This window comes from Curtobacterium sp. KBS0715, from assembly GCF_005938005.2.
Taxonomy (GTDB): domain Bacteria; phylum Actinomycetota; class Actinomycetes; order Actinomycetales; family Microbacteriaceae; genus Curtobacterium; species Curtobacterium flaccumfaciens.
The window spans coordinates 1,247,467-1,271,656 of record NZ_VCCA02000001.1 but is presented as its reverse complement, the minus strand read 5'-3'; the positions used below and the strand labels follow the sequence as shown (position 1 = coordinate 1,271,656).

General features: G+C 72.9%; 22 protein-coding genes. 7 read left to right on the top strand and 15 right to left on the bottom strand.

From position 1 onward, the window contains the following. Positions 1–146 precede the first annotated feature (146 nt). Positions 147–1,040, bottom strand: a complete 894-nt coding sequence (locus FFG40_RS06175; RefSeq protein ID WP_138802605.1) for an alpha-E domain-containing protein — start codon at positions 1,038–1,040, stop codon at positions 147–149. Positions 1,041–1,172: 132 nt separating this feature from the next. Between FFG40_RS06175 and FFG40_RS06170 the strand changes: the two genes are divergently transcribed. Further along, the gene (locus tag FFG40_RS06170) at positions 1,173–1,691 is read left to right on the top strand and encodes a MarR family winged helix-turn-helix transcriptional regulator (RefSeq protein ID WP_110864346.1); all 519 of its coding nucleotides are present in this window, start codon (positions 1,173–1,175) and stop codon (positions 1,689–1,691) included. 10 nt (positions 1,692–1,701) lie between these two features. Beyond that, positions 1,702–1,905 carry a hypothetical protein gene (locus FFG40_RS06165; RefSeq protein ID WP_138802604.1) on the top strand — a complete coding sequence of 68 codons (204 nt, stop codon included), beginning with the start codon at positions 1,702–1,704 and terminating at the stop codon, positions 1,903–1,905. Between the two features lie 38 nt (positions 1,906–1,943). On the opposite strand, the gene FFG40_RS06160 is transcribed toward FFG40_RS06165, so the two are convergent. From FFG40_RS06160 to FFG40_RS06135, 6 genes are all read right to left on the bottom strand, one after another. After that, positions 1,944–2,792, bottom strand: coding sequence for an NAD(P)-dependent oxidoreductase (locus tag FFG40_RS06160; protein WP_232750429.1), 849 nt, complete (start codon positions 2,790–2,792; stop codon positions 1,944–1,946). A 61-nt stretch (positions 2,793–2,853) separates the two neighbouring features. Next, a complete protein-coding gene (locus tag FFG40_RS06155) occupies positions 2,854–3,756 on the bottom strand; it encodes a M23 family metallopeptidase (RefSeq protein ID WP_138802603.1) in 903 nt (300 codons plus the stop codon). Between the two features lie 19 nt (positions 3,757–3,775). Then, entirely contained in the window at positions 3,776–4,144 is a 369-nt protein-coding gene (locus FFG40_RS06150; protein WP_138802602.1) for a hypothetical protein, read from the bottom strand. Positions 4,145–4,279: 135 nt separating this feature from the next. After that, on the bottom strand, positions 4,280–5,026 hold the full coding sequence (locus FFG40_RS06145; protein WP_027465061.1) for a 1-acyl-sn-glycerol-3-phosphate acyltransferase: 747 nt from the start codon (positions 5,024–5,026) through the stop codon (positions 4,280–4,282). Positions 5,027–5,115: 89 nt separating this feature from the next. Beyond that, a complete protein-coding gene (gene recQ / locus FFG40_RS06140; RefSeq protein ID WP_111056859.1) occupies positions 5,116–6,984 on the bottom strand; it encodes a DNA helicase RecQ in 1,869 nt (622 codons plus the stop codon). 9 nt (positions 6,985–6,993) lie between these two features. Then, on the bottom strand, positions 6,994–8,142 hold the full coding sequence (locus tag FFG40_RS06135; protein WP_138802601.1) for a CPBP family intramembrane glutamic endopeptidase: 1,149 nt from the start codon (positions 8,140–8,142) through the stop codon (positions 6,994–6,996). Positions 8,143–8,178: 36 nt separating this feature from the next. Between FFG40_RS06135 and FFG40_RS17065 the strand changes: the two genes are divergently transcribed. Then, a complete protein-coding gene (locus FFG40_RS17065) occupies positions 8,179–9,102 on the top strand; it encodes an EamA family transporter (protein ID WP_185974112.1) in 924 nt (307 codons plus the stop codon). 156 nt (positions 9,103–9,258) lie between these two features. Here the strand turns inward: FFG40_RS17065 and FFG40_RS06125 are convergent, their stop codons facing one another. Beyond that, positions 9,259–9,723 carry a GNAT family acetyltransferase gene (locus tag FFG40_RS06125; RefSeq protein ID WP_138802599.1) on the bottom strand — a complete coding sequence of 155 codons (465 nt, stop codon included), beginning with the start codon at positions 9,721–9,723 and terminating at the stop codon, positions 9,259–9,261. Between the two features lie 93 nt (positions 9,724–9,816). Here FFG40_RS06125 and FFG40_RS06120 point away from each other — a divergent pair, with 93 nt between their 5' ends. Together FFG40_RS06120 and FFG40_RS17060 are read left to right on the top strand one after the other, a co-directional pair. Beyond that, positions 9,817–10,626: a class E sortase gene (locus FFG40_RS06120; RefSeq protein WP_259411150.1), complete on the top strand. Its 810-nt coding sequence runs from the start codon at positions 9,817–9,819 to the stop codon at positions 10,624–10,626. Further along, positions 10,623–10,799: a hypothetical protein gene (locus FFG40_RS17060; protein WP_155896771.1), complete on the top strand. Its 177-nt coding sequence runs from the start codon at positions 10,623–10,625 to the stop codon at positions 10,797–10,799. The genes FFG40_RS06120 and FFG40_RS17060 overlap by 4 nt, the downstream gene beginning before the upstream one ends. Before the next feature lie 32 nt (positions 10,800–10,831). Here FFG40_RS17060 and FFG40_RS06115 read toward each other — a convergent pair whose 3' ends face one another. From FFG40_RS06115 to FFG40_RS06100, 4 genes are all read right to left on the bottom strand, one after another. Continuing rightward, on the bottom strand, positions 10,832–13,822 hold the full coding sequence (locus tag FFG40_RS06115) for an AAA family ATPase (RefSeq protein ID WP_138802598.1): 2,991 nt from the start codon (positions 13,820–13,822) through the stop codon (positions 10,832–10,834). Beyond that, entirely contained in the window at positions 13,822–14,985 is a 1,164-nt protein-coding gene (locus tag FFG40_RS06110; RefSeq protein ID WP_138802597.1) for an exonuclease SbcCD subunit D, read from the bottom strand. Before FFG40_RS06110 ends, FFG40_RS06115 begins: the two co-directional genes overlap by 1 nt. A gap of 61 nt (positions 14,986–15,046) precedes the next feature. Continuing rightward, positions 15,047–16,246 carry a S24/S26 family peptidase gene (locus FFG40_RS06105; RefSeq protein ID WP_138802596.1) on the bottom strand — a complete coding sequence of 400 codons (1,200 nt, stop codon included), beginning with the start codon at positions 16,244–16,246 and terminating at the stop codon, positions 15,047–15,049. 68 nt (positions 16,247–16,314) lie between these two features. Further along, positions 16,315–16,914 carry a hypothetical protein gene (locus FFG40_RS06100; protein ID WP_138802595.1) on the bottom strand — a complete coding sequence of 200 codons (600 nt, stop codon included), beginning with the start codon at positions 16,912–16,914 and terminating at the stop codon, positions 16,315–16,317. A gap of 208 nt (positions 16,915–17,122) precedes the next feature. On the opposite strand from FFG40_RS06100, the gene FFG40_RS06095 reads away from it, so the two are divergent. After that, positions 17,123–17,701, top strand: coding sequence for a MarR family winged helix-turn-helix transcriptional regulator (locus tag FFG40_RS06095; protein WP_138802594.1), 579 nt, complete (start codon positions 17,123–17,125; stop codon positions 17,699–17,701). 36 nt (positions 17,702–17,737) lie between these two features. Further along, a complete protein-coding gene (locus FFG40_RS06090; RefSeq protein WP_111234943.1) occupies positions 17,738–18,247 on the top strand; it encodes a mycothiol transferase in 510 nt (169 codons plus the stop codon). 165 nt (positions 18,248–18,412) lie between these two features. Here the strand turns inward: FFG40_RS06090 and FFG40_RS06085 are convergent, their stop codons facing one another. The 3 genes from FFG40_RS06085 to FFG40_RS06075 all read right to left on the bottom strand — a co-directional run bounded on the left by FFG40_RS06085 (position 18,413) and on the right by FFG40_RS06075 (position 23,982). Further along, positions 18,413–19,693, bottom strand: a complete 1,281-nt coding sequence (locus FFG40_RS06085; protein ID WP_138802593.1) for an esterase family protein — start codon at positions 19,691–19,693, stop codon at positions 18,413–18,415. After that, positions 19,690–21,723, bottom strand: coding sequence for a bifunctional lysylphosphatidylglycerol flippase/synthetase MprF (locus tag FFG40_RS06080; protein ID WP_185974111.1), 2,034 nt, complete (start codon positions 21,721–21,723; stop codon positions 19,690–19,692). The genes FFG40_RS06085 and FFG40_RS06080 overlap by 4 nt, the downstream gene beginning before the upstream one ends. Before the next feature lie 177 nt (positions 21,724–21,900). Next, the gene (locus tag FFG40_RS06075) at positions 21,901–23,982 is read right to left on the bottom strand and encodes a DEAD/DEAH box helicase (protein ID WP_138802591.1); all 2,082 of its coding nucleotides are present in this window, start codon (positions 23,980–23,982) and stop codon (positions 21,901–21,903) included. Between the last annotated feature and the right edge of the window lie 208 nt (positions 23,983–24,190).

Genomic DNA, 24,190 nt, shown 5'->3' with positions numbered 1-24,190 from the left:
GCCCGTGACGCACCGACCGTCGGACGGGAGGCCCGCACCGGCGCCGCCACGGGCCTCCCGTCCGACGCCAACCGGGGCCACGGCCGCGGTCACGACGCGCGGACCAGCCACTTTCCGCCACACGCGCCGGGTCGGGTCGGGTGGGCTCAGAGGACGGGTGCGGACGACGCGAAGACGCGCTCGTCGAGGGCCGCGGCGACGCGGTCGGCAGCCACCGCCAGCCGTTGCCCGACGTCACCCGCCACCGCGAGCGCCGACTCCTCGGGGATCCCGTCGAGCAGGGTGCGGACCTCGTCGAACCCGGCGACCTCGTCCGCGACGCAGGACGGGGCGACGTCGGCCAGGCACTCGGCCGCGCGGTGCACGGTGAAACGCAACGACCGCGGGCTGTGGGCGTCGAGGAGCAGGAAGGCGGCGGCGTCGGACGGTACCGGGGGGTGGTCGCGTCCGCGCAGGAAGGCCTCGCCCGCGCCGCACGCCCGGAGCGCCGCCGTCCACGAGGTGACCGCGTCCGGCTCGAGCAGCCGCGACGCCAGCAGCCGTGCGGTGGAGGCGCAGCGGGTGAGTGATCGCCCGAGGGTGAAGAACTCCCACACCTCGTCACGGCTGGCGTCGCCCTCGACCACCCCGATGGCGAGGGCACTGCGCTCCCGCACCCAGCCGAGGAACTCGTGCGCACGGTCGGGGGCGATCTTCCGGGGCATCCGCGACCGCGTGACGTCGAGGCAGTCCCAGAGCTCGCTCGAGACGACCTCGCGGGCACGGCGTGCGTGGTCACGGGCGACGGCGACCGCGGCGGCGATGGACGCGGGTTCGTGCCGGTCGAGTGCGAGGGCGTCGACGGTGGCGGCGCGGTCCGGGTCGTTCGCAGGGCCGGTGGTCCCGATGACGCTGCGGAGCTCGGTGGACACGAGCCGGTCGTCGTCGAGGGTGCCTGGTTCGCGGCGGGCGACGTAGACGTCGAGCAACCGGGCGACGACGTCGGTGCGCTCCACCGCGCTCCCCACGTGGAAGACGTTCCCCGCGAGGCGGCTCAGCACGGCTGCTCCTGCATGTCCAGAACCTAACGAGCCGGCGTTGCCGGGGTGTTACAGAACCGCGTCACGGGTGTTGCAGGTGTCCCGTCTCCGCGCTCGCTAGACAATCTAACTAGAGCGTCTAGCATTGGGCACATGACGTCCGAGGTGATGACCAGCACCGCGGGGTACTGGTACGAGGACTCCGCGGTCTCCGCCGTGGACGTCCTCAACGCCCTGCGGCGGTACCGGACGGCCGAGAGCGCTGCCCAGCGCCGAGCGCGCGAGGCACTGGGGATCGGCGAGAACGCACTGCTGGCGCTCCGGTTCCTGATCGACGCCGAGCACGACGGCCGCACCGTCAACGCGAAGGACCTCGCCGAGCGGCTCGAGATCACGGCGGCGTCGACTTCGGCCCTCGTCGACCGGCTCGTCCGCAGCGGTCACGTCGAACGGCACGCCGACCCGAACGACCGCCGTGGCGTGATCCTCACCGCCACCGGCACCTCGATGCGGCACGCGCTCCGGGTCATCGAGGAGCTCGACGCCCGCGCGCTCGAGGTCACCGAGCACCTGCCGAGCAACGAGATGGCCGTCGTCGTGGACTTCCTGGACGAGATGGTCCGCGTCGTGGACGAGCTCGACGCCGGGTCGGACCACCTCCGTCGCGCGTAACCTGGTCCGCATGGACCCTCGCGGCGAGCACCACCCCGAGGACGACATGCCGTTCGCCGAGCTCGACTCGCGGGCCCGTGCCGACGCGGCACTCCGACGCATCCAGGCCGGGTCCGATCCGGCTCGCGAGGCGTTCGACCTCGCCAACACCCTGAACGACGAGGCCGTGGGACGGCTCACGAAGCGCCTGCGGCGGTTGTTCCGTCGGAGCTGATCGGTCGGCCGATCCGTGCGCGTGCGTGCGCCCGTGCGTCAGAACGCCGTGCCGACCGCGGCGATGTCGTCGCCCCCGTGCCCTGCTGCGCTGGCATCGGCGTAGACGCGCCCGAGTGCCTCGAGCAGCGTGGTGGACACCCCGGCGGTCCGAGCGGCATCGGTGATGAGTCCGATGTCCTTCCGCAACCCGTCGAGTGCGAACTGAGCGGGGAACTCGTGGGCGATCATCGCGGCACCCTTGGTGTGGGCGTAGGCGGAGTCGCTCGCGCTGCCCTCGATCGCCTGCAGGAACAGCGCTGGGTCGAGCCCGAGTGCCGCCGCCAGAGCCAGGGACTGCCCGGTCGCCGCGGTGATCGAGGCGATCCAGGCGTTCGCGGCGAGCTTGAGTGCGGTGCCGTCGCCGACGTGGTCGCCGGCGCGGACGGTCTTCGCGCCGATCGCGTCGAGCACGGGGTCGACACGGTCGATCAGGTCCGCGGGGCCGGCCGCGAGCATCGTGAGCTTGCCCTGTTCGGCGGGGGCCTTCGTGCCGAGCATCATCGCCTCGACCAGGGTGATGCCGTACTTCTCGGCCAGTTGCACGACCGTCGCGGTGCCGTCGACGCCGATCGTCGAGGCCTGCACCCACACGGCGTCGGTCGGGGCGTCGCCGGCGGCCTGCTCGAGGACGTCGACGACCGCATCGGTGTCGAACAGGGTGAGCAGGACGACTTCGGCACGCTCGACGGCACTGCCCGGTTCGCTCGCCACCGTCGCGCCGTGGTCACCGAGGGGCGAGGCCTTGTCGGCACTCCGGTTCCAGACCGTCACCTCGTGGCCCTCGCGGAGCAGCGACCCGGCCACGCCGGCGCCCATCGCGCCCGTCCCCAACACCGTCACTCGCACGTGCGTCTCCGTCCTGGCGCGGCTCCGTGCCGCGACCGTCCCGACGCTACGCCCGCCGCCGTCAGAGGAGCCCGCGAGCCTGCAGCCAGGCGGCCGGGTCGATCGGGGTGCCGGCCACGATGACCTCGAAGTGCAGGTGGGCGCCGGTCGAGACCCCCGTGTTGCCGACGGCCCCGAGGCGCTCCCCCGCGCGGAGGACCTGGCCGGGGCGGACGTCGATCGCCGACAGGTGCCCGTACCGGGTCGCGGTGCCGTCGGCGTGCTGCAGGAGGACCTGGTTGCCGTAGCCACCGAGCACACCCGCCGAGACGACGCGGCCGGGCAGCGCGGCGACGACCGGGGTCCCGATGGCCGCGGCGAAGTCGAGCCCCTGGTGGTTCGACGAGCAGGCCGTGCAGCCGACGACCCAGCGGGAGCCGAAGCCACCGGCGTCCGGGATCGCACCGACCGTGGGGCGGACGGCTCCACCGGTCGGGCCCGAACCACCGGGGACCCGGAGGGCTGCCGCGGCCCGACCCACCGAGAAGTCGTCGCGCCCGGCGGTCGGACCGGACGAACCGTCGGCGACGAAGTGCTGCATGCCGGCCGATGCCGACGTGGATCCCGGAGCGGCCGGAGCGGCGACGGCGGTCTGCGGGGAGCCGACCGCGACGAACAGGCACGTGACGGCGGTCACCGCAGCGGCGGGCAGTGTCCGTCGGGCGGGGATCCGGAACGACGCAAGGCGGCGGCGCGCGGGAGCGATGGGCTGCGCGAGCCGGGTCGGCTGCGCGGCCTGCGGGCGCCGGGCGGGCCGGGTGGAAGCCGGGGCGGCGGGAGGGGACACCGCCACCCCGGCGGCTCGGAGGGCCCCGGGCTGTGCAGCGTGCCGTGCACGGCGCAGCGGGGGCTCGGTCGGTCGGTCGGCGGTACGGCGCTCGGCACCGCGCGGGCGCCGGGGCAGACCGTCGTCGAGGGTCGTCATCGTGCGGTGACCGGCCCGGTCAGACGCGGACGACGCCGTCACGGGCGATCCGGTCGAGCTCGCACACGACCGCGTCGACGACCGCTCGGGTGAGCGCGTCGGCCACGGTCTCGACCAGGACGAGGTGCTCGGGACGGATCGTGACCTCGGTCACGAGGGCCGATGCCACCCGCACCGGGATCTCGTCGATCGCGGCGACGAGGGCGGCCGGGACCAGCGTGGAGTCACCCGGGCGGACGGGCGCGGACATCGGCGAGGTCGGCACCGGGGTCACGACGGCGATCGCCGGCGACGGGGTGGAGTGCACGGTGGAGTGCACGGTGGAGTGCGGGGCGTCGGCCTGATCGCGACGCTGGGCGATGGAGTCGAAGAGCGGGGTGGAGGACATGCTGCGGAAGGTCCGATCTGGATGTCGTGGCTGGTCGTTCTCGGGCGACCGGCGATGGCGGCGTGCCGAGCGGCACGTCCGCCATTCAACCATCGATATTTCAGATGTGCAATAGTGACCGGACAGTCTCAGCGATCAGTCCGGGTCGACGGCAGCCGCGGTCGGGTCGTCCGGCTGCAGTGCACGACGGACCCGTTCCACGATCGTCGCGGGCGGGTTGTTGTAGGCGTTCGCCGGCTCCTGGCCGCTGAGCTCCTGGATCGCCGCCATCACCGCATCGGTCGCGTGGCGCCGAGCACGGCCGGACGACGCCTCGCCGAAGGACGACAGGTCGATCGGCTGCCCGAACTCGATCGTCACGCGGGCGAGCTTCGGCAGCCGGGACCCGACCGGCTGCACGTCCTCGGTGCCGGTGAGCGCGACGGGCACCACGGGGGCGCCGCTCGTCAACGCCAGCCATGCCACTCCCGTGCGGCCCTTGTAGATCCGGCCGTCGAGCGAGCGCGTGCCCTCCGGGTAGATCGCGAACGCCTCGCCCTCCTGCAGGCGTGCCAGCCCGAGGTCGAGGGCCTGCTGTGCAGCCGCCCCCGCGCCGCGCTCGACCCCGATGGCGCCGATGCCACCGAAGAACGCCCGCGAGACGGCTCCCTTGAGGCCCGAACCCGTGAAGTACTCCTGCTTCGCCAGGAACGACACCTTGCGCGGTGCCATGAGCGTGATCGCGGGCGAGTCGATGAAGGAGCGGTGGTTGCTCGCGAGGATCACCGGGCCGCGCTTCGGGACGTTCCGACGACCGATGATCTTCGGCCGCCACAGCAACCGGGCGAGCGGGGTCACCACCGCGCGACTGAGCACGGTGGCGAACTTCGTCGAACCGGACACCGGACCTCCTCGTGGTGACGAGCTACCGAGTGTAATGAGGCACGCGGAGGGCACATGCCCCGAACGGCATGCAGTGGTGGCCAGCGCCGTCAGTCGGCCGCGGCGACGACGTCGAGGACCGCGCGTCCGTACCGCTCGAGCTTCGCCGCGCCGACGCCGGAGATCTCGCCGAGCTGGTCGACGTCGGCCGGGCGGACGGCGGAGATGCCCCGGAGCGTCGCGTCGTTGAACACCACGTACGCGGGGACGCCCTGCTCGCGGGCCTCGGCAGCACGCCAGGCACGCAGGGCCTCGAACAGGCCGACGGCTTCCTGCGGCATGTCGGTGACGACCGTCCGTCGACTGCTGCGGCCGGCCCTCGGTGCCTTGACCGGGTCGCGACGCATCCGCACCTGCACCTTGCCCGTCAGGACCTCGGCGCTCGTGGGACTGAGGACGACCGTGCCGAAGCCGTCGCCCGACACCGCCGCGTAGCCCTGGGCCAGCACCTGTCGTGCGACCGCGCGCCACTCGCCCTCGGACAGGTCGGCGCCGATGCCGAAGGTCGCCAGGGTGTCGTGCTGGAGTTCCTGCACGCGCGGCGACCGCTTGCCGATCAGGATGTCGACGAGGTGCGAGACGCCGTACCGCTGGCGGCGCTCACGCTCGAGCCGCACGACGGTGGACAGCAGCTTCTGCGCGGGGACGGTACCGTCCCACGACTCCGGCGGCGCGATGCACGTGTCGCAGTTGCCGCACGCCGTGCTCTCCTGCCCGAAGTACGCGAGCAGCCGCACCCGGCGGCACTCGATCGTCTCGCACAGGCTGAGCATGGCGTCGAGGTGGGCGCTGAGCTGCCGACGGTGTGCGGCGTCGCCCTCGGACTGGTCGATCATCCGCCGCTGCTGCACGACGTCGTTCAGGCCGTACGCGAGCCACGCGGTGGCCGGCAGCCCGTCACGACCAGCACGGCCGGTCTCCTGGTAGTAGCCCTCGACCGACTTCGGCAGGTCGAGGTGCGCCACGAACCGGACGTCGGGCTTGTCGATGCCCATGCCGAACGCGATGGTCGCCACCATGACGACGCCGTCCTCGCGCAGGAACGTCGACTGGTTGCGGGCACGCACCCGGGCGTCGAGGCCCGCGTGGTACGGCAGGGCGTTGATCCCCTGCTCGGCCAGGGCGGTCGCGGTGCGCTCGACGGAGTTGCGGGACAGGCAGTACACGATGCCGGCGTCGCCGCTGTGCTCCGTGCGGATGAAGGTGAGCAGCTGCTGCAGCGCGCCGGTCTTCGGTTCGATGCGGTACTGGATGTTCGGCCGGTCGAAGTCGGCGACGAAGTGCGCGGCGTCGTCGAGGCCGAGCCGGGCGGAGATCTCGCGGTGGGTCTGCGGCGTGGCGGTGGCGGTGAGGGCGATGCGCGGCACCGTCGGCCACCGCTCGTGCAGGACGCTCAGCTCGAGGTAGTCCGGGCGGAAGTCGTGGCCCCACTGGGCGACGCAGTGCGCCTCGTCGATGGCGAACAGCGAGACGCGCGCCCGGTCGAGGAGCGCACGGGTGGACTCGAGCCGGAGCCGCTCGGGCGCGAGGTAGAGCATGTCGACCTCGCCCTGCACGACCGCACGCTCGACCCGGGACCGTTCGTCGGGGCCCTGCGTGGAGTTGAGGAACGCGGCCCGGACGCCGTTCGCCGCCAGGGCGTCGACCTGGTCCTGCATGAGGGCGATGAGCGGCGACACCACGACGCCGACGCCGTCGCGGACGAGCGAGGGCACCTGGTAGCAGAGGGACTTGCCACCACCGGTCGGCATGAGCACCAGGGCGTCACCACCGGCCACCACCTGGTCGATGATGGCCGCCTGCTCACCGCGGAAGTCGTCGTAGCCCCACACGCGGTGCAGCACGTCGAGCGCAGCGGCACGGGGTGCGGACACGGCAGCGGGAGCAGGCACGGCAGCGGGCGCGGGCGTGGTGCTCATGCCACGAGCCTACGGGCGACCGGCGACACCCACCGCACTGTCCGCAGCACCGTCCGTACCGGAGTCGGCGCGGTGGTCGGAACCGGCCACGTCGTCGGCGCGGGCCGGCGTGGTCGCCCAGCCCGTGCCTCCAGGCCGGGTCCAGCGGACGCCGCCCGCCCAGGCCGGGGTCACACCGCGGAACCGGGGTGCCTCGTGCCCGGCGAACCGGCGGTCCAGCCCCCGCCACCACGCCAGGAACTCGACCATGCCCCAGAACGCGAGCGACGTGACGAGGGTGACGAGGGTCCCCTGCCAGGTGCCGTTCGCGTCCGACGAGGTCAGGTCGACCTTCGACCAACCGGGCGCCTGCAGCACGAAGATCATGATGTTGTTGAAGGCGTGCTGCAGGACCGTGGCCTCGAGCCCGCCGGTCCGGAGGACGATGATCGCCGCGATCAGGCCGAACGAGCCGACGTCGAGGATGCCCCAGACGTTGTAGCCGTTCGGGATGTGCAGCGCCGCGAAGACGACCGTCGAGACCGCCACGGCGATGACCGTGCCGACACGACGCGGGATCCACGACGCGACGGTCTGCATGAGGAAGCCGCGGAAGATGTACTCCTCGGCCGCGCCCTGGAACGGGACGAGCAGGACGACGAGGGCGATCGTCAGGGTGAGGGTGCCGAGGGAGACCGTCGACTGTCCGATCGCGTCGTGGTTCCAGGCGAAGCCGCCGTCGGTCGTGATCATCCCGCCGTCCCAGAACAGGCCGGTCTGGACGACGAACATGACCGCGGCGATGACGAGCGTCGGCAGCAGGCACCACGCCGTCCAGGCCCACCGGACCCGGAACCGCGTCGACGACAGGATGCCGGCCGGTCCGATCCGCGCGATCTTCACGGCGAGCAGGACCCCCGGCAGCAGGACCACGAGCGACACCAGGGTCAGCGAGAGGGTCAACGGATCGGTCGGGTCGAGGGCACCGCTCTGCAGGTCGTCGAGCAGGCCGTACAGCCCGGACGCACCCCCGACCGCGGCGACCGGGATGAAGTAGGCGACGGTGATCAGCACCTGCGACACGAGGTACCACCCCGCCAGGAACGCGAGGGCGACGAGCGGCCGCCACCACCTCCAGCGCGCGTCGATCCGGGGCAGGCGCTGGTAGGGAACACTCACGCACCGCAGGGTACCGGGCCGGGCAGGATGGGAGCCGTGCTCACCGTCCTGTTCGGCCTGTCCGGCGCGATCGTCTACGGGTTCGCCGACTTCCTGGGCGGACTCGCCTCGCGCCGGGTCCGCCCGGTCGTCGTCACCGCGGTGGCCGCCGCGATCGGGATCGTGCCGCTGCTCGTCGGACTGGTGGTCCTCGGCGGCGTGTTCTCGTGGCCGGCCGCGGTCTGGGGCGCGGTCGCCGGGCTCTCCGGCGGCGTCGGGGTGCTGCTGCTCTACGCGGCACTCGCCATCGGGCCGATGAGCGTGCTCTCCCCCGTCACCGCCGTCTTCGCGGCCGTCGTGCCGGTGCTCGTCGCCGTGTTCCGCGGCACGGTGCTGTCGCCCCCGGCCACCGGCGCGCTCGTGGTCGCGGTCGTCGCGGTGGTCCTGGTCGCGGTGGTCCGGGACGCCTCGGGCGCGCGGCTCACCGCCCGGGGCGTGGTCGCGGCCGCCGTCGCCGGGTGCGGCTTCGGCGGGATCGTGCTGGCCTACGACATGACACCGTCCGACTCGGGCATCGCACCCCTCGTGGTCGCTCGGGTGCTGCAGGCGGTGCTGCTGGGTGCGGCGGCGATCGTCGTCGTGCTCAGGACGCCAGGCCCGGTGTCCGCCCCGACGTCGGCCCGCCCCGACGGGGCTGCCGCCGTCCGCGAGCCTCGGTCGGGTCGCGGATGGAGTCCGCGGCTGCTGGTCACCGTGGCCGTGTGCGGCGTCTTCGACGCGATGGCGAACGTGTTCATCCAGGCGGGACTGCACAGCAGCGACGACCCGACGACCCTGCCCGTCGTGAGTGTGCTCAACGCGCTCTACCCGATCGGCACGGTGGTGCTGGCCGGGGTGGTGCTGCGGGAGCGGTTGACGGCGCAGCAGTGGATCGGCATCGTGCTGGCGTTCGTCGCGTCGGTGGCGCTGGCGTTGGCGTAGCGGTGGCGCGGGGGAGGGGCCGGGCGGGGCCGGGCACGGTGCCGAGTCGTTCGAACCGTTCGAGGTTGACCGCCCGGTGCGGACTTGCAGCACCGCACCGAGCCGCCAACGCCGCACCGGATGAGCGAACCCGCACGGTGCGACGGGCGAGCGCGGTCAGGCGTCGGGGATGAGGCGCTTGCCGAGCGAGACCGTGCGGTCGTCGGTGTAGCCGAGGGACGCGTAGAACCCGAGCACCTGCTCGTTGCCCGCACGCACCTGCAGGTTGAGCTTCGGGCAACCGAGGTCGGTCAGGAGCCGCTCGAACTCGGCCATCAGGGTGCGACCGAGGCCGGAGCCCTGCAGGTCCGGGCGCACGGCGAGGTAGTTCACCCAGCCGCGGTGCCCGTCGAAGCCGGCCATGCCCGCGGCGACCACGTCGGCTTCGGCGGTGTCGGTGTCGTCACCGTCACCGTCGGTGGCGTCCGGCTCGGCCACCAGGAAGAGCTCGGGCTGGACGGTCAGCTTGCGCGCGATGTCACGTCGGGGGTCGTTCCAGGGTCGGACGAGCCCGCAGGATTCCCACAGGGCGACGACCGCGTCGGTGTCCTCGGTGCGGAAGGGGCGGATCCGGTACTCCATGCCCCCACGTTAACGGGGTGGGGAGAACGTCGTCACCGGCCTGTCGTCGTGATCTGATAGACCTGTCCGACCACCCAGCCGATCAGGAGCCCCGTGACCGCACACGACACCATCCCGTCGCGCCGCAGCGCACGGGACGACGAAGCCGGCTCGCGGTCCCGGCGTTCCCCGCGTCGACGCCAGACGGTCGGCGGCGCGATCGTCTCGCTCATCGCCGAGTTGCTCATCATCGCGGGCGCCGGCACCGGCCTGTACGTGGTGTGGACGGCGTGGTGGACCGACGTGGTCGCCGTGAACGAGCAGACGAAGCTCGTGCAGGGCCTCGACCAGGTCGAGACCCCGAAGGTCGAGGGCACCGAGCACCGCGGCACCGCACCCGTGCTGGACGAACCGCCGGCGCTGTCGGACGTGTTCGGGACGATGCAGATCCCCCGGTTCGGCAACGACTACAACCGGCCGATCGGCGAGGGCACGGATCGTGAGAAGGTCCTCAACACCATCGGGCTCGGGCACTACCAGGGCACCGCGATGCCCGGCGCCCCCGGCAACTTCGCGGTCGCCGGACACCGGGTCACCTACGGCAAGCCCCTGAACCAGATCGCGGAGCTGCAGAAGGGCGACTCGGTCGTGGTCCGGGTCACCGACGCGAAGACGAAGTTCGACGTCTGGTACGTCTACAAGGTCACCGACAGCCAGATCGTCACGCCCGACAAGATCGAGACGATCGCGCCGGTGCCGAACAAGCCCGGCGTCGAACCGACCACCCAGGACCGCTGGCTCACGCTGACCGCCTGCCACCCGATGTGGTCGGCGGCGGAGCGGTACGTGACGCACGCGAAGCTCGACTACTGGATGCCCGCGTCCGAGGGCACCCCGAAGGAACTCTCGGAGACCGCCAAGTGATCTTCCCCCTGGTCTGGCGGCTGCTGCCCGGCCCTACCGTCCTGAAGGTGCTCGAGCTGCTGGTCCTGCTCGCGGCGATCGTGTTCGTGCTGTTCCAGTGGGTGTTCCCGTGGATCGCGGCCGACATCCTGCCGCCGCCGGACGGCACGGTGGGGGCCACGCCGACCCCGTAGCGCCTGGTCTGGTCTGGTCTGGTCTGGTCTGATCAGACCGTGGTCGTGACCCGCGACCCACCGGTCGGGGTGCGGCGCACGGCGATCCGCTCCGGGATCCGCTGCTTGAGTTCCTCGACGTGGCTGACGATCCCGACCTGTCGCCCGCCCGCGGTCAGTCGGGACAGCTGTCCGATCACGTCGTCGAGGGTCTCGGGGTCGAGCGTGCCGAACCCCTCGTCGACGAAGAGCGTGCCGAGCGAGACCCCGCCGGCCTCGGCCTGCACGACGTCGGCCAGCCCGAGCGCCAGGCACAGTGAGACGGTGAACGTCTCGCCGCCCGACAGGCTGCGGGGATCACGGACGGTGTCGGTCGTGTGGTCGTGCACGGCGAGGGCGAGCCCCGTCCGTCGCGACCGCGACCCGGATTCCCGCTCGTCGGAGGTCTCGAGGGTGAAGCGCCCGGCGAGCATGCCGCGCAACCGGTCGTTCGCCGCCGCCACGACGTCCTCGAAGCGCCGCATGAGCACGTAGGTGCCGAGCGTGATGCCGGTCGGGTTGACCGACGCCACGCCGTTCGCGACGTCGGCGAGCCGGACGACGGCGCGGCTGCGGGACGAGGTCTCCTGTCGCGCACGCACGGTGCGGTCGACCTCGGTCGCACACTGCTCGACGGCCTCGGCGCGGTGCGCTGCGGTCACCGCGAGCCGGGTGGCCTCGTCGAGCTCGGCCGTCGCGTGGACCCGTTCGGCCTGCGCCGCCGGCACGTCGAGCTGCTCCGGATCGTCGTCGGCGGCCTGCACCACGGCGGGGTCGTCGAGCCCTGCCCGCACGACGGCGCGTTCGGCCTCGGCAGCGCTGATGCTGCTGCGGAAGCGCGCGACGGTGTCGGGGTCGAGCAGACCGGCTCGTGCGGCGTCGACGTCAGGGAAGGAGTGCTCGTCGAGGACCCGGGCGACCTCGGCGCCGCGCTCGTCGCGGGCGCGGGCCGCGGTGGCCGCGCGGTCGTCGGCCTCGGCGACGGCGCGGAGCACCGTCAGCCGCCCGTCGAGCTCGTCGACCACGGCCCGGAGCGAGACCGGCGCGCTGTCGTCGTCGCTGTCGAGCAGTGCTGCGAGCCGGTCGATCGCCTCGTGCACCGATCGCACGTCGGCCTCGAGCCGCTCGGCATCGGAGGCCGCGGTCGACGCGAGGACCGTGCGCCGGGCGTCGAGATCGTTCCGCTCACGCTCGAGCGCCCGGGTCGCGGTGTCGTGCGCCGTCCGCTCGCGCTCGTGCTCCAGCACCAGCGCCGCAGCGTCGTGCGCCGCACGGACCCGCTCGTCGGCAGCCACCGTCATGGCGTCGAGGGCGACGGTGTCGATCGTGCCGACGACGGCGGTCAGTCGGAGGTGCTCCGCACGCTCGACGGCCAGGTCGGCTGCCGCGTCGGCGAGCTGCTGGTCGGCCAGACGCGTTGCGTCGCCCGCAGACTCCACCGCTTGGATCGTCGGGTGGTCGTCCTGCGGCGCGGCCACCGACGGGTGCGCCGTCGATCCGCACACCGGGCAGGGGTCGCCGGGGGCCAGCGCGGCACCGAGCTCGCCGGCGAGCCCGGCGATCCGGCGCTCGCGCAGGGAGCGTTCGGCATCGAGCGCCTCGGTGGCCCGACGGCGGGCTCCGGCCACGATGCGTTCGGCATCGGCGACGCGCTGCTCTGCGTGGTCGCGCGCGGCCAGGTCGGCACGGAGCGACCGCACCCGGGCGACCTCGTGCGCGGCGGCGTCGGCGTCGGCCGCGGTCGTCGACGCGGTCCGGGCGGCCTCGACGATCCGGGCTCGTTCCGTCGGCCGGGCTCCGAGCGCGGTGTCGAGGGCGGCGAGGTCGTCGGTGAGCCGCGATGCGGTCGCCGTGGCCTCGGCGATGGCGGTACGCCTGCCGTCCGCTCCGGCCTCGACCGCGACGAGGTGCCGGACGTCGGACAGGGCGTCGGTCAGCGTGTCGCGGCGCCGGGCGATCTGCTGTGCGTCGACGGCGCGGAGCGCGTGCTGGTCGCGCAACCGGGCTGCTGCCGCGGCGGTGTCGTCGGCCCGCACGGTTGCAGCGTCGAGGCCGTCGGCCACCGCGGCGACCCGGGCGGCACGCTCGGCCGTCGCGACCGAGGCCCGTGCCTGCTCGACCGCCGGGGCGTCGTCGTCGAGGACAGCCCGCCGCCGCAGCAGCGCCGCTCGGCGCTCGAGGGCGGCCGCACGGGCCGTCACCGATCGTTCGTGGTCGGTCGCCGCCGTCGCAGCGGCAGCCGCAGCCGCCCGGGCTGCCCCGGCGGCGTCGGCCGTGGCGCGGAGGGACGCCACCGTGCCGGGGACGACGGACTCGTCGGCCTCGGCGAGGTCGGCCGCCTGCGCGAACCGGGCCAGGGCTTCGCGGACGCGGTCGTCGGCGCCCTCTACCTCGGCCTGGACGGCTCGGCGGCGAGCGGCGAGCTCGTCGGCGGTGCGGTCGTAGACCTGGGTGCCGAACAACGACTGCAGGAGCTTCCGGCGGTCTTCGCCCGGGGAGCGGAGGAACCGTGCGAACTCGCCCTGGGGCAGCACCACGGTCTGCAGGAACTGCGCGCGGTCGAGCCCGACGATCCGGGCGATCTCGACCCCGACCTCGGGGATGCGGGACGACAGGGGTTCGCCGGCGACGTCGGTGGGCGCGGCGAGTCGGAACAGCTGCACGGACGCCTGCTGCTTCACCGTGCCGGTCCCCCGCTGTTTCGGGCGGTCGTACTGCGGGGTGCGCCGGACCCGGAACACGCCCGCACCGGTCTCGAACACGAGCTCGACGAACGGTTCGACCGCGGGGTCGGCGTGCTGGCTGTGCAGCCGGTCGGAGCTGGCGTCGGAACCGGCGAGTCCGCCGTACAGGGCGAACACGACGGCGTCGATGATCGTCGACTTGCCGGAACCGGTCGGCCCCTCGAGCAGGAAGACCCCGGACGCAGCCAGCGCCGCGAAGTCGATCGTCACGAGGTCGGGGTACGGCCCGATGGCGCGCAGTTCGAGTCGGTGCAGGTACATCAGCGGTCCCCCTCACGCTGCAGGGCGAGCACCGCTGCCTCGTACGCCTCGGTCAGCACCGCCCGTTCGTCGTCGTCGGGCAGCCCCCCGGTGGCGAACGCCACGAAGTCGCCGGCGACCTCGACCGGGTCGGACGTCGCGGTGACGGCCCGCGCGGCGGTGGCGGCCGGCCGGTCCGCCGGTTCGTGCGTGATCGCCAGGGCGTGCGGGAAGTGGTCCTTCACGCGGGCGTACATGCGTTCCGGGTGCACGGTGTCGGTCACCGCGACGCGGACCCAGGCGTCGGCATCGGCCCGGAACTCCCCGGACTCGATGGCGTCGATGCTGCCCCGGACGTCGACGAGCCGCCGTGGCACCGGGGTCGGCACGAACTCGACGGTGACGGCACCGGCCGCGTCGAGGTCGGCGATGGTCACGGACTTCCGCTGGTGCCGCTCGCCGAACGAGAACGCCAGCGGCGACCCGGCGTACCGGATCCGGTCGTGGTCGCCGACGCGCTGCGGGCCGTGCAGGTGCCCGAGGGCGACGTAGTCGAACCCGTCGAACACCGACTCGGCGACGCGGTCGACCCCGCCGACGCGGATGTCCTGCTCGCTGTCGCTCGGGTCGGCGCCCCCGACGAAGACGTGCGCCACGACGACGCTCCGGGTGCCGGCCCGCGTCTGGAGGTCGGCGCGGATCCGTTCGATGGCGGCGTGCACGACGGCGTGGTGTGAGCGGGCGAGGGGTTCGTCGGGGACCGCCGCCAGGGCGTACCGGGTGAGGTCGGGGTGCAGGTACGGGATGCCGTACACGGCCACCGGGCCGTCGTCGTCGGTCACGAGCACCGGATCGGCCACGTGTGCGGGCTCGGCGAGGATGCGCACGCGTTGCCCCATCACGCCGGCACCGAAGCCGAGCCGCGCGGCGGAGTCGTGGTTGCCCGGGGTGAGCACCACCGTGGTGGTCTCGGCGAGGCGCTCGAGCACGCGGGAGAGCATGCGGACGGCGTCCACCGGCGGGATCGCACGGTCGTAGACGTCGCCGGCGATGACGACGAGGTCGACCGCGCGCTCGCGGGCGAGGTCGACGAGCCAGTCGGTGAATGCCGCCTGGTGCTCGAGCAGGTCGGCACCCAGCAGTGTGCGGCCGAGGTGCCAGTCGCCGGTGTGCAGGATGCGCATGCGGCCACGGTAACGCCGGCCGGGGACATCCCCTGGCACCTCGCGGTGCCCTGTGGAGGACTCAGGCGGTCACGCAGCTCGCGGACGCCAGGCCCAGCACCGAGACGACCTTGACCCTGACCGTCGGTGTGCTCAGAGCGGTCCAGTTGTTGCCGAGGTTCGTGCGGAGGCGCAGCTCGTACGTCGTGCCGAGGTTGAGGAGTCCGGCGCCGGCGTAGGGCATCGAACGGGCCCCGGCGGTGGTCGTGCTGGCCACCTGCGTCGTCCCGTTCATCAGGTCGAACGACACCGGCACGGTCGCGCCGTTGTCGTAGGTCCAGGCGATCGTCACCGTGTTCGACCCGGCCGGCGCGCAGGTCAGGGTGGGGACACCGGTCGCCGTGCCCGCCGTGAAGTTCGCGGTCGGTGCGACGGTGGTCCGTGACCACGGGGCCGCGTCCGCCGCTCCGGGCAGCAGGACGCCGGCGGCCGCCGCGAGCACGAGCACCGCTGCACCCCCGCCGACGCGGCGCAGCCGCCGCACGCGACGGGCTCGTCGTCGCAGGGCGCGACGGGTGAGGACGCTGGACGCAGCGGTCGGGAGGCCCGTGGTGGTACCGTCCCGCGCCTCCAGGCCGTCGTCGGCACCGTCTGCCGGACCGGCGGCGTCGTCCGGACCAGCCGCGTCGTCCGCACCACCGGCCGCACCGTCGGTGTCGTCGTCGGCCTCGACGAGTCGTCGGAGCGACCCGTCGATCGTGCAGAGCGCGAGCACAGCGGTCAGCCCGAGCGCGAGCATCGCGACCAGGCCCCACTCCCCGGCGCTGATCCACCGGATCGGTGCGCCGATGAACGGGATGCGCAGGAAGGCGACCCCGTGCACGGCGGAGCGCTCGATCGGCGTGGAGTCCGGCTGGGGGTTGGCGTCGCCCTTCGTGACCATCGTGCCGCGGGGGCCGTCCTCGACGTAGCGGTGCATGCGCAGGTGGTCCGACTGGTCCGGGTCGTCGGCGAGCAGGACCTTGCCCGTCGCGATCTCGCCCGAGCCGACCGGACGCGAGACGACCACGTCACCGGGGACGATCCGCGGCTCCATCGAGCCGGTCATCACGGTGGTCGGCTGCCAGCCGATGAGCGCCGGCGCGGCCGCCCAGAGCGCGAGCCCGAGCAGCGTCGCGACCACGCCCCGGGCGAGGGTGGCGACGACGACGCGCCCCCAGTCGACGGCGTCACGGACCGCTGCGTGCGGTGTGGGACCACCGTGCACTGCGATGCTGCTCATGACTGCCTTCGACCGGGGGCGCGTTGCGGGGAGGGAACGGACGGGGCTGGTTCGGCCCCGGTCCCGGCTCAGCTGTTCTGGGCCTCCCAGGTGAAGCCGAGGGCTGCGGTGCCGCCCTGCACGGTGTTCGGGGCGGTGCTCGAGACCGTGTAGGTGACGCGGTAGACGCGCGTCTCGGACGCGGTGCCGGTCGGGGCCCAGGTGCCGACGCCGGTCGCGTAGTTGGTCGAGGCGGCGCCGAAGCCCGCGACGGTGCCGCTGTAGAGCGAGCCGCCGGTGGCGGCCGGGGTGAAGCCGGAGCAGGAGCCGAAGCCGCCGCCGGTGCCCTGCTCGACGGTCAGGTTGACGTTCGCGGCCAGGTCCTTCGTGGTCGAGACGTCCGTGCCGTAGAGCTTCACGGCCGAGGGCAGCGAACCGGTCGAGGTCACCGCGATGCAGTTCGCACCGGTCGAGCCGGGCTTCAGGTTGTTCGCCGTGAACAGCGCGGTGTTGTTGTCGTCGTCGGACAGGGCGACACTGCCGGCCGTCCAGTTGTTCGTCGGGTTGACGGTGGTCGAGGAGAACGCCGCGTACGAGGCCGTCGAGACGACGACCCCCGAGGCGACGAGGGCGGCGGGGATGGCGATCCAGGCGGCGAGGCGGGCAGCACGAGGCGTGACACGAGACATGGTTGGACTCCGTGAGGAAGAGATCTGATCGGTGGTTCGGACGGGCCCGCGGTGGTTGGTCGCGCTACGTGCCGAGGTGGTACGACGATCAAGCTACTTGGCGTTCGAGCAGCTCACAAGACCTGAGATGTCCCCACTGATGGGGGTATCTTGACGAGTGAGTTACTTGTTGACTGAAGTTCCCACCCTGTACCCGAGAAGAGCTCCCATGCCGGACACCGACCCGGTCGTCCTCCCCCCGCACGCACCCGCCGTCCCCGCGGCGCGCGTCGCCCCCACCACGCCGCCAGCGCCGATGTCGCCCGACGTCACGGCGATGGACCCCGTCACCGCCGACGCGGACCCCGACGCCGACCTGCCGCGACTGCTCACCGCCTTCCGGGTGCTCCAGATGCAGCACGCGCGCGTCCTGCACCACGAGAGCACGATCCGCGGACTGAACGCCACGGACACCCGGTTCGTGTTCTTCCTCAACGCGGCCGGCGGCCACGGCGTGACCCCGAAGCAGGCCGGCGAGTACCTCGAGCTCACCACCGGGGCGATGACGTCGCTGATCGACCGGCTCGAGAAGCACGGACACCTGGAGCGTCGTCCGAACCCGGAGGACCGCCGGAGCGTGCTCCTGCACCTCACGCCGTCGGGCACGGCGGTCGCCCGCGAGGTCGGCGCCGTCTACTCGCAGGCGTTCCAGCAGGTCGTCGCACCGTCCGACCGAGCCGTCGTCGCCGCCGCGTTCGAGGGGCTCGGTGCCGCCCTGGAGCGCCACCACCGCAGCGCCGCCGTGTGACAGCGGGTGTCACGGCCCGCGCGTAGCGTGAGCGCCATGACCCCCTCTGAACTCCTCACCGAAGCGTTCTCCCGCGTCCCCGAGACGGTCGAGCGGGCCGTCGACGGGCTCTCCGAAGACCAGCTCGCGGCACGACCGGCCGCCGGGGCGAACACCCTCGCATGGCTCGCGTGGCACATCGCCCGCGGCCAGGACGTGCAGATCGCCGAGCTCGCCGGCTCCGAGCAGGTCTGGACGGCGGACGGCTGGTACGACCGGTTCGGGCTGCCGTTCCCGGCCGAGGCGCTCGGGTACGGCATGTCCCGCGACGACGTCGGTCGGGTGCGGGCCTCCGCCGAGCTGCTCACCGGGTACCTGCGCGCGGTGCACGAGCGCACGGTCGCGTACCTCGGCACGCTCGGCCCGGACGACCTCGACCCCGTCGTCGACGACGCGTGGGACCCGCCCGTCACGGCCGGCGCGCGACTCGTCAGCATCCTGGACGACTGCACGCAGCACGCCGGGCAGGCCGGCTTCGTGCGCGGGCTGCTGTTCTTCAACCGCTGAGCGCGCGCGGTCGCGGTCGCGCCGCCGCTTCGTGAGCAGGAATGGTCGGGTCCGGCGTCGCGACCCGACCATTGGTGCTCACCATGTGACGGACGGGAGGCCCGGTACCAGCTGGTACCGGGCCTCCCGTCCGTCAGAAGGTGGGTCAGACCCCGGTGGCGCGGATCAGTGACGCCCCGCGGACAGCGCGTCCGCCAGATGCGGGAGCTCGGTGCGGAACGACCACTGCACGGTGTTCCAGTCGTGTCCGCTCCCCGGGGCGGACGCGACACTGGTGTCCGCGCCCGCTGCCCGAGCAGCGTCGGCGAGGACGCGAGCGTTGCGGCTGAACGCCCCGTCAGCCGACCCCGCGGTGAACCAGAACGCGTGCCCGTGCAGGTCGTCCGCCCGCATCTGCGCGATCGGACCGGCGGCCTTCCACGCGGTGACCGATCCGCCGAAGGCCCGGTCGGCGCTGTGCTGCGGGTTCTGGTCGATGGGCTGCAGCTCGCTGGACACCGCGAGCACGGCCCCGAACCGGTCGGGGTGCGCGGTGGCGAACTGCATCGCGCACGTCGCCCCCTGCGAGAAGCCGGTGAGGCCCCACGCACGGCGGTCCGGGGTCACCGGGAGGTGCGCCGTCAGCCAGCGCGGCACGTCCTCGGTGACGTACGTCGCTGCGTTGCCGAGGTCCGAGTCGACGCACATCGTGTTCAGGCCGGGCGCGGAGAGCTGGTCGACGGAGACGACGATCGGCGCTCGGCCGTGGTGGGCTGCGGCGTAGCCGTCGAGTGCGCTGCCCATCCGGCCGGCGGTGAACAGGTCGCTCGGAGCCCCCGGTTGGCCGGAGAAGGCGAGGACGACGGGCAGCGGCGTCGGACCCCTGACGAGGGCAGCGGGCGGGAGGTAGACGACGGCGGGCCGTGCGGGGAACCCCGATCGCTCCCCGGGGATCTCGACGGTGCGGACCTCGCCGGTCGTGGGCATGGTGGCGACGGGTGCAGCGGCCAGGTCGAGCTCCGGGAACGGGTCCGTCTGCACGACGGTGCCGAGCGTCGGGTACATCGCGAACTCGACGTTCACCCCGAGGGCGGACGCGAGCAGCGCGGTCGGCACGAGCAGCCCGGCGAGGACGCGGCGCCAGCGACGGCCCTGCACGAGTCCGACGACCGACAGGGCCAGTGCAGCTGCGGCAACCACGAACCACATCCGGGTGACGGGGCTCAGGGCGACGCCGAACAGGTTCATCAGATCGCTGAGGACCCAGCACACGAGGAGCACCACCGCGGCGGCGACCACCGCGACGGCAGCGCGGACCCCGGCCCGCCGCCACGCGACGCGCGAACGCAGCGCCCCGAGCGCCGGCAGCAGGACGGCGAGACCGAGCACGGCGAACGCCACGTCCAGCGGGACGAGCTTGGACGGCGCCTGCAGCTGGGTGGCGAGCAGCCACTCGGTCGGACTCACTGCTCGGACACCACCCGCGCCGGAGCGGGCTCGCGCACGGCCGAGCGGTGTGCCTGCCGCAGTGCCCAGAGGTGCTTCGGACGGAGGCCCGGTACGTACGCGCCGGCCAGGGCACGTGCGACCCGCGGCACGTGCAACGGCGTGGGGACCACGATCCAGAGCGCCTCGTGTCGGGCGCCGAACTTCTCCTTGAAGCGCTGGAGCGACCGGAACCCGTACACCGGCTCGAGGAGTCGGGCGACGAGGACCGATCCGACGGACACGAGTGATCGTGCGCCGTCGTGGGCGGCGAGCGGCGTGCCGGAGAGACTGATCATCCGCAGGCCTGCGTCGCGTGCCCGGATCGCGGTCCGGGCGATGAGGAACTCCATGACGCCCGGCATGCCGTCGTCGCCGCGGCGCATGACGTCGAGCGTGTAGCCGGCCAGCACGCCGAGCTCGTACACGGGCAGCCAGCTCGTGACCGCGGTCACCTGTCCGTCGGCCGTCACCGCCAGCATGAGTCGGACGTCGGGGTCGTCGAGCTCGTGGAAGCCGCCCAGGGTGAACCCCATCTCCGGCAGTCTCCGGTCGCTCGCCCACCGCGTGCAGATCGCCTCGACCTCGGCACGTCGTTCGTCAGCGAGGGCGTCGAAGGTCGTCCACTCGTCGCGGACCCCCTCACGGTCCGCCCGGTTCGAGGCCGTCCGGAGGTCCTGCCGCTTCTTGCCGCGCAGGTCGAAGGCGGCGACGTCCAGCACCGACTCGACTCCCACGGGCAGCGCGGTCCACCCGTCGGCGGCGAGGATCTGCCGCACCGGGTCGTGCACGCTCGTGAACGCGGGCACCCAGCCGTTGCGGTCGCAGAAGGCCGTGAACGCGGACACGACCTCGGCGCGGTCCGCAGCGCTGCACGCCGGGTCCGACACGGTGAGTGCCACGTCTCCGCGGACCCGGTACGCCACGGCCCCACGTCCGTCCGGGTCCGTCCAGGTGGCGTTGCCGCGCCAGGTGCCCATGTGGCCGAGGGTTCCGGCATCGCCGTCGCGGAGCATCTCGACCAGGGCACCGCGGCCGTCGGTGGCGGCACGGAACCGCGAGCGGACGAGGCGTCCGCGGAGCGCCAGGACCGCCAGCAGCACCATCGCCGGCACGAGCCACGCGCCGAGCAGTGTGACCTGCCACTCGATCGCGTCCAGCCCGAGACCGCGCCACTGCACGGCGTCGTCGGTCATCGGTTCGATGAGGAACACATCGGCGAGGACGGCGGTCAGCGTCACGAGCACGCCGACGGCGAGCACGATGCCCGTCCGCCGGCCACGCTGCACGAGCCAGGCGGACACCAGCAGGAGGAGCCCGACGATGACGACCGCACGGTCGCTCATGGCGTCGGCGAACACCGAGAGCACACCGTCCGGGTCCGGCACGACAGGGGTCACGAGGGTGCCCGCGCCGAGCGCGATGAGCGTCGCGACGACGCAGGTGCGTGCGCTGACGGTGCCACGCGCGGTCGGCGCGTCGGGACCGGAGGCCCGGCGCACCACGAACGAACCGGCCGCGGTGCCGAGCAGCGTCGCCAGGGCACGGGCGAGGTCCGATCCGTGGCCGGCGAAGAGCACGAGCGTGAGGACGACGGTCCAGAGCGCGGCTCGCGTCCGCCACCGGTGCTGCGCGGGCATCGCTGCCGAAGCGGCACCGAGCAAGGCGGCGGCGACGATCGACGGGGCGAAGAGCGGCTGGCCGACCGCGAGTTCGGCGTGTGCCTCGCCGAGCGCTGACCCGATGCTGACGGTGAGCAGGGCTCCGAGGACGCCGAGCGCCGGGGCCACCACGCCGATGACCACCGTGCGGACGGAACCGAGGGACCGTTCGGCGAGCACCGTCGTCACGATCACGAGGACCATGGCGAGGCACGCGACGGGCGGGTGGTGCGGGAAGTCGGGTTCGGCGTGAGCGATCCGCGCGGTCACGAGGAGCGCGGTCGTCGCTGCGGCCACGGAGACGGAGACGGGGAACCGGCGGAGTCGTCCGACGAGCGCTGCGGGTGTCACGTGATCATTGCAGCGGTCCTGCTCGCCCGTGTCATCAGTCGGGGGCATGAGCACGGCGGCTCTGGGTCCTCCGAGCGGATGACCCGGGCGCAAGTGCGGTCTTCGGTCGCACCGTGTGACGGACAGGAGGCCCGGTACCAGCTGGTACCGGGCCTCCTGTCCGTCGTGTGGTCGCGACTAGCGCGCGGCGAGCTCCGACACGATGCCGTCACCAGGTGCGGCCTGCACCAGGTCCGCCTCGATCTCGGCGCGCTCGAGGATGCCCTCGATCTTGCGGATGCGGCCACGCGGGACGATCGTCACGACCGTGCCCTCCTTGCCGGCACGACCCGTGCGGCCGGAGCGGTGCATGTACGCCTTGTAGTCGTCCGGAGCGTCCGCCTGCACGACGAGCGAGACGTCGTCGACGTGGATGCCGCGGGCGGCGACGTCGGTGGCGACGAGCACGTTGACGCGGCCGCTCGTGAGCAGCTGCAGGTTGCGCGTGCGGCGCGACTGGTTCAGGTCGCCGTGGAGCGAGGTCGCGCGGATGCCGGCGTCCTCGAACTGGTCGGCCAGACGCTCGGCGTAGGCGCGGGTCCGGGCGAAGACGATGGTCTTGCCGTCGCCGGCGACCAGCTCCTCGAGGAGACGGTCCTTCTCGCGCTGCTCGACCACGAGGACACGGTGGTCGATGGTCGAGGACGCCTGGTCCTCACCCGCGACCTCGTGCACGCTCGGCTCGTGCAGGAACTGCTCGACGAGCGCCGCGACCTGGGTGTCGAGCGTCGCGCTGAACAGCAGCTTCTGCGCGCGGTTGCCCTGCGGGGTGACCTCGGCCGTGGCGGAGAGGATCTCCTGCACCGGCTCGAGGAACCCGAGGTCGCACATGTGGTCGGCCTCGTCGAGCACGGAGATGATGACCTCGCTGAGGTCGAGCTTCCCCTTGTTCATGAGGTCCTGCACACGACCGGGGGTGCCGACGATGATGTCGACGCCGCGCTCGAGCGCGCCCTCCTGACGGCCGTAGGGCACGCCGCCGTAGATCTGGGTCGTGAACAGGCCGACCGAACGGGCGATGGGCTGCACCGTGCGGTCGATCTGCAGGGCGAGCTCACGGGTCGGCGCGAGGATGAGCGCACGCGGGGCGCGGCCCATCTTGCGCTTGGTGCCGCCGCCGTGCTCCATGAGCTTCTCGACCAGCGGCGCACCGAAGGCGATGGTCTTGCCGGAGCCGGTGCGGCCACGGCCGAGGACGTCCTTGCCGGCGAGCACGTCGGGGATCGTCGCCGCCTGGATCGGGAAGGGGCTCGAGGCGCCGAGCTCCTGCAGGGCGCGGGAGATGTTGCCGCCGATGCCCAGGTCGCCGAAGGTCACGCCCTCTACGTCGGCCGCGATGGTGGCCTCGGCCTGGAGCTTCTCGAGCTTGACGTCGTCGGCCGGCACGAACTTGCCGCGCTCGGGCTCGTCGAACGAGCGGCGCGGGGCGCGGTCGGTGCGGTCGTCGCGGTCGAACTTGCGCGGGGCGCGGTCGTCACGGTCGAACTTGCGCGGGGCGCGGTCGTCCCGATCGAACGAGCGACGCGGGCGGTCGTCGTTGTCACGACGGGGCGCACGGTCGTCGCGGTTGAAGCTGCGCGGAGCGCGGTCGTCGCGGTCGAAGCGACGCGGTGCACGGTCGTCACGGTCGAACGAACGACGCGGGCGGTCGTCGTTGTCGCGACGCGGTGCGCGGTCATCGCGGTTGAACGAACGCGGTGCACGGTCATCGCGGTCGAACGAGCGACGCGGGCGGTCGTCGTTGTCACGACGCGGTGCACGGTCATCGCGGTTGAACGAACGCGGTGCACGGTCATCGCGGTCGAACGAACGACGCGGGCGGTCGTCGTTGTCACGACGAGGCGCACGGTCGTCACGGTCGAAGCGACGGGGCCGGTCATCGTTGTCACGACGGGGCGCGCGGTCGTCAGGGTTGAAGCTGCGCGGTGCACGGTCATCGCGGTCGAAACGACGCGGGGCGCGGCCGCCACGGTCGTCGCGTTCGGGGCGACGCTGGCCGCCGCTGTCACGCGGCTCCCAGTTCGGACGGGCCGGACGCTCGCCCTGCGACGCGCGGCCGCGACGCTCCTCGGCGTCCCAGCGCTGCTTCTGGCGCGGCTGCGAGGAGTCGGCGGCGCGGAACCCGCGGTGCTTGCTGCTGCGGGCGGCGGGGGTGCCGTTCGGGTGGCGGACGCGGTCGGAGGCGCGGTTGTCCGCGCCGCCCTTGTTGTACGGGGCCATGGCTGCTTTCTCGGGTGCGCAACGTACCGCAGCGCCCGACAGCGACATCGGCGGGGGCTGCTTGCGGAGAGGGGGTTCATCCCGTCGCGAGTCGACGTGATTCCAGCCCTCGAGCAACACACACCCAGCAGAATTTCCGTGATCACAATGTCACGACGTCGAAGGCCGACCGAGCGAGTCTACGCGAGCCGGTGCCCTGACGCCAGCC

Excerpts from the sequence above, each read along its gene's own strand:
- recQ (WP_111056859.1), bottom strand. The coding sequence starts at position 6,984 with ATGAGCACCACGCCCGCGCCCGCTGCCGTGCCTGCTCCCGCTGCCGTG.
- FFG40_RS06095 (WP_138802594.1), top strand. The coding sequence starts at position 17,123 with ATGCCGGACACCGACCCGGTCGTCCTCCCCCCGCACGCACCCGCCGTC.
- FFG40_RS06115 (WP_138802598.1), bottom strand. The coding sequence starts at position 13,822 with ATGTACCTGCACCGACTCGAACTGCGCGCCATCGGGCCGTACCCCGAC.
- FFG40_RS06150 (WP_138802602.1), bottom strand. The coding sequence starts at position 4,144 with ATGTCCTCCACCCCGCTCTTCGACTCCATCGCCCAGCGTCGCGATCAG.
- FFG40_RS06090 (WP_111234943.1), top strand. The coding sequence starts at position 17,738 with ATGACCCCCTCTGAACTCCTCACCGAAGCGTTCTCCCGCGTCCCCGAG.
- FFG40_RS06110 (WP_138802597.1), bottom strand. The coding sequence starts at position 14,985 with ATGCGCATCCTGCACACCGGCGACTGGCACCTCGGCCGCACACTGCTG.
- FFG40_RS06105 (WP_138802596.1), bottom strand. The coding sequence starts at position 16,246 with ATGAGCAGCATCGCAGTGCACGGTGGTCCCACACCGCACGCAGCGGTC.
- FFG40_RS06155 (WP_138802603.1), bottom strand. The coding sequence starts at position 3,756 with ATGACGACCCTCGACGACGGTCTGCCCCGGCGCCCGCGCGGTGCCGAG.
- FFG40_RS06165 (WP_138802604.1), top strand. The coding sequence starts at position 1,702 with ATGGACCCTCGCGGCGAGCACCACCCCGAGGACGACATGCCGTTCGCC.
- FFG40_RS06100 (WP_138802595.1), bottom strand. The coding sequence starts at position 16,914 with ATGTCTCGTGTCACGCCTCGTGCTGCCCGCCTCGCCGCCTGGATCGCC.
- FFG40_RS06125 (WP_138802599.1), bottom strand. The coding sequence starts at position 9,723 with ATGGAGTACCGGATCCGCCCCTTCCGCACCGAGGACACCGACGCGGTC.
- FFG40_RS06170 (WP_110864346.1), top strand. The coding sequence starts at position 1,173 with ATGACGTCCGAGGTGATGACCAGCACCGCGGGGTACTGGTACGAGGAC.
- FFG40_RS06075 (WP_138802591.1), bottom strand. The coding sequence starts at position 23,982 with ATGGCCCCGTACAACAAGGGCGGCGCGGACAACCGCGCCTCCGACCGC.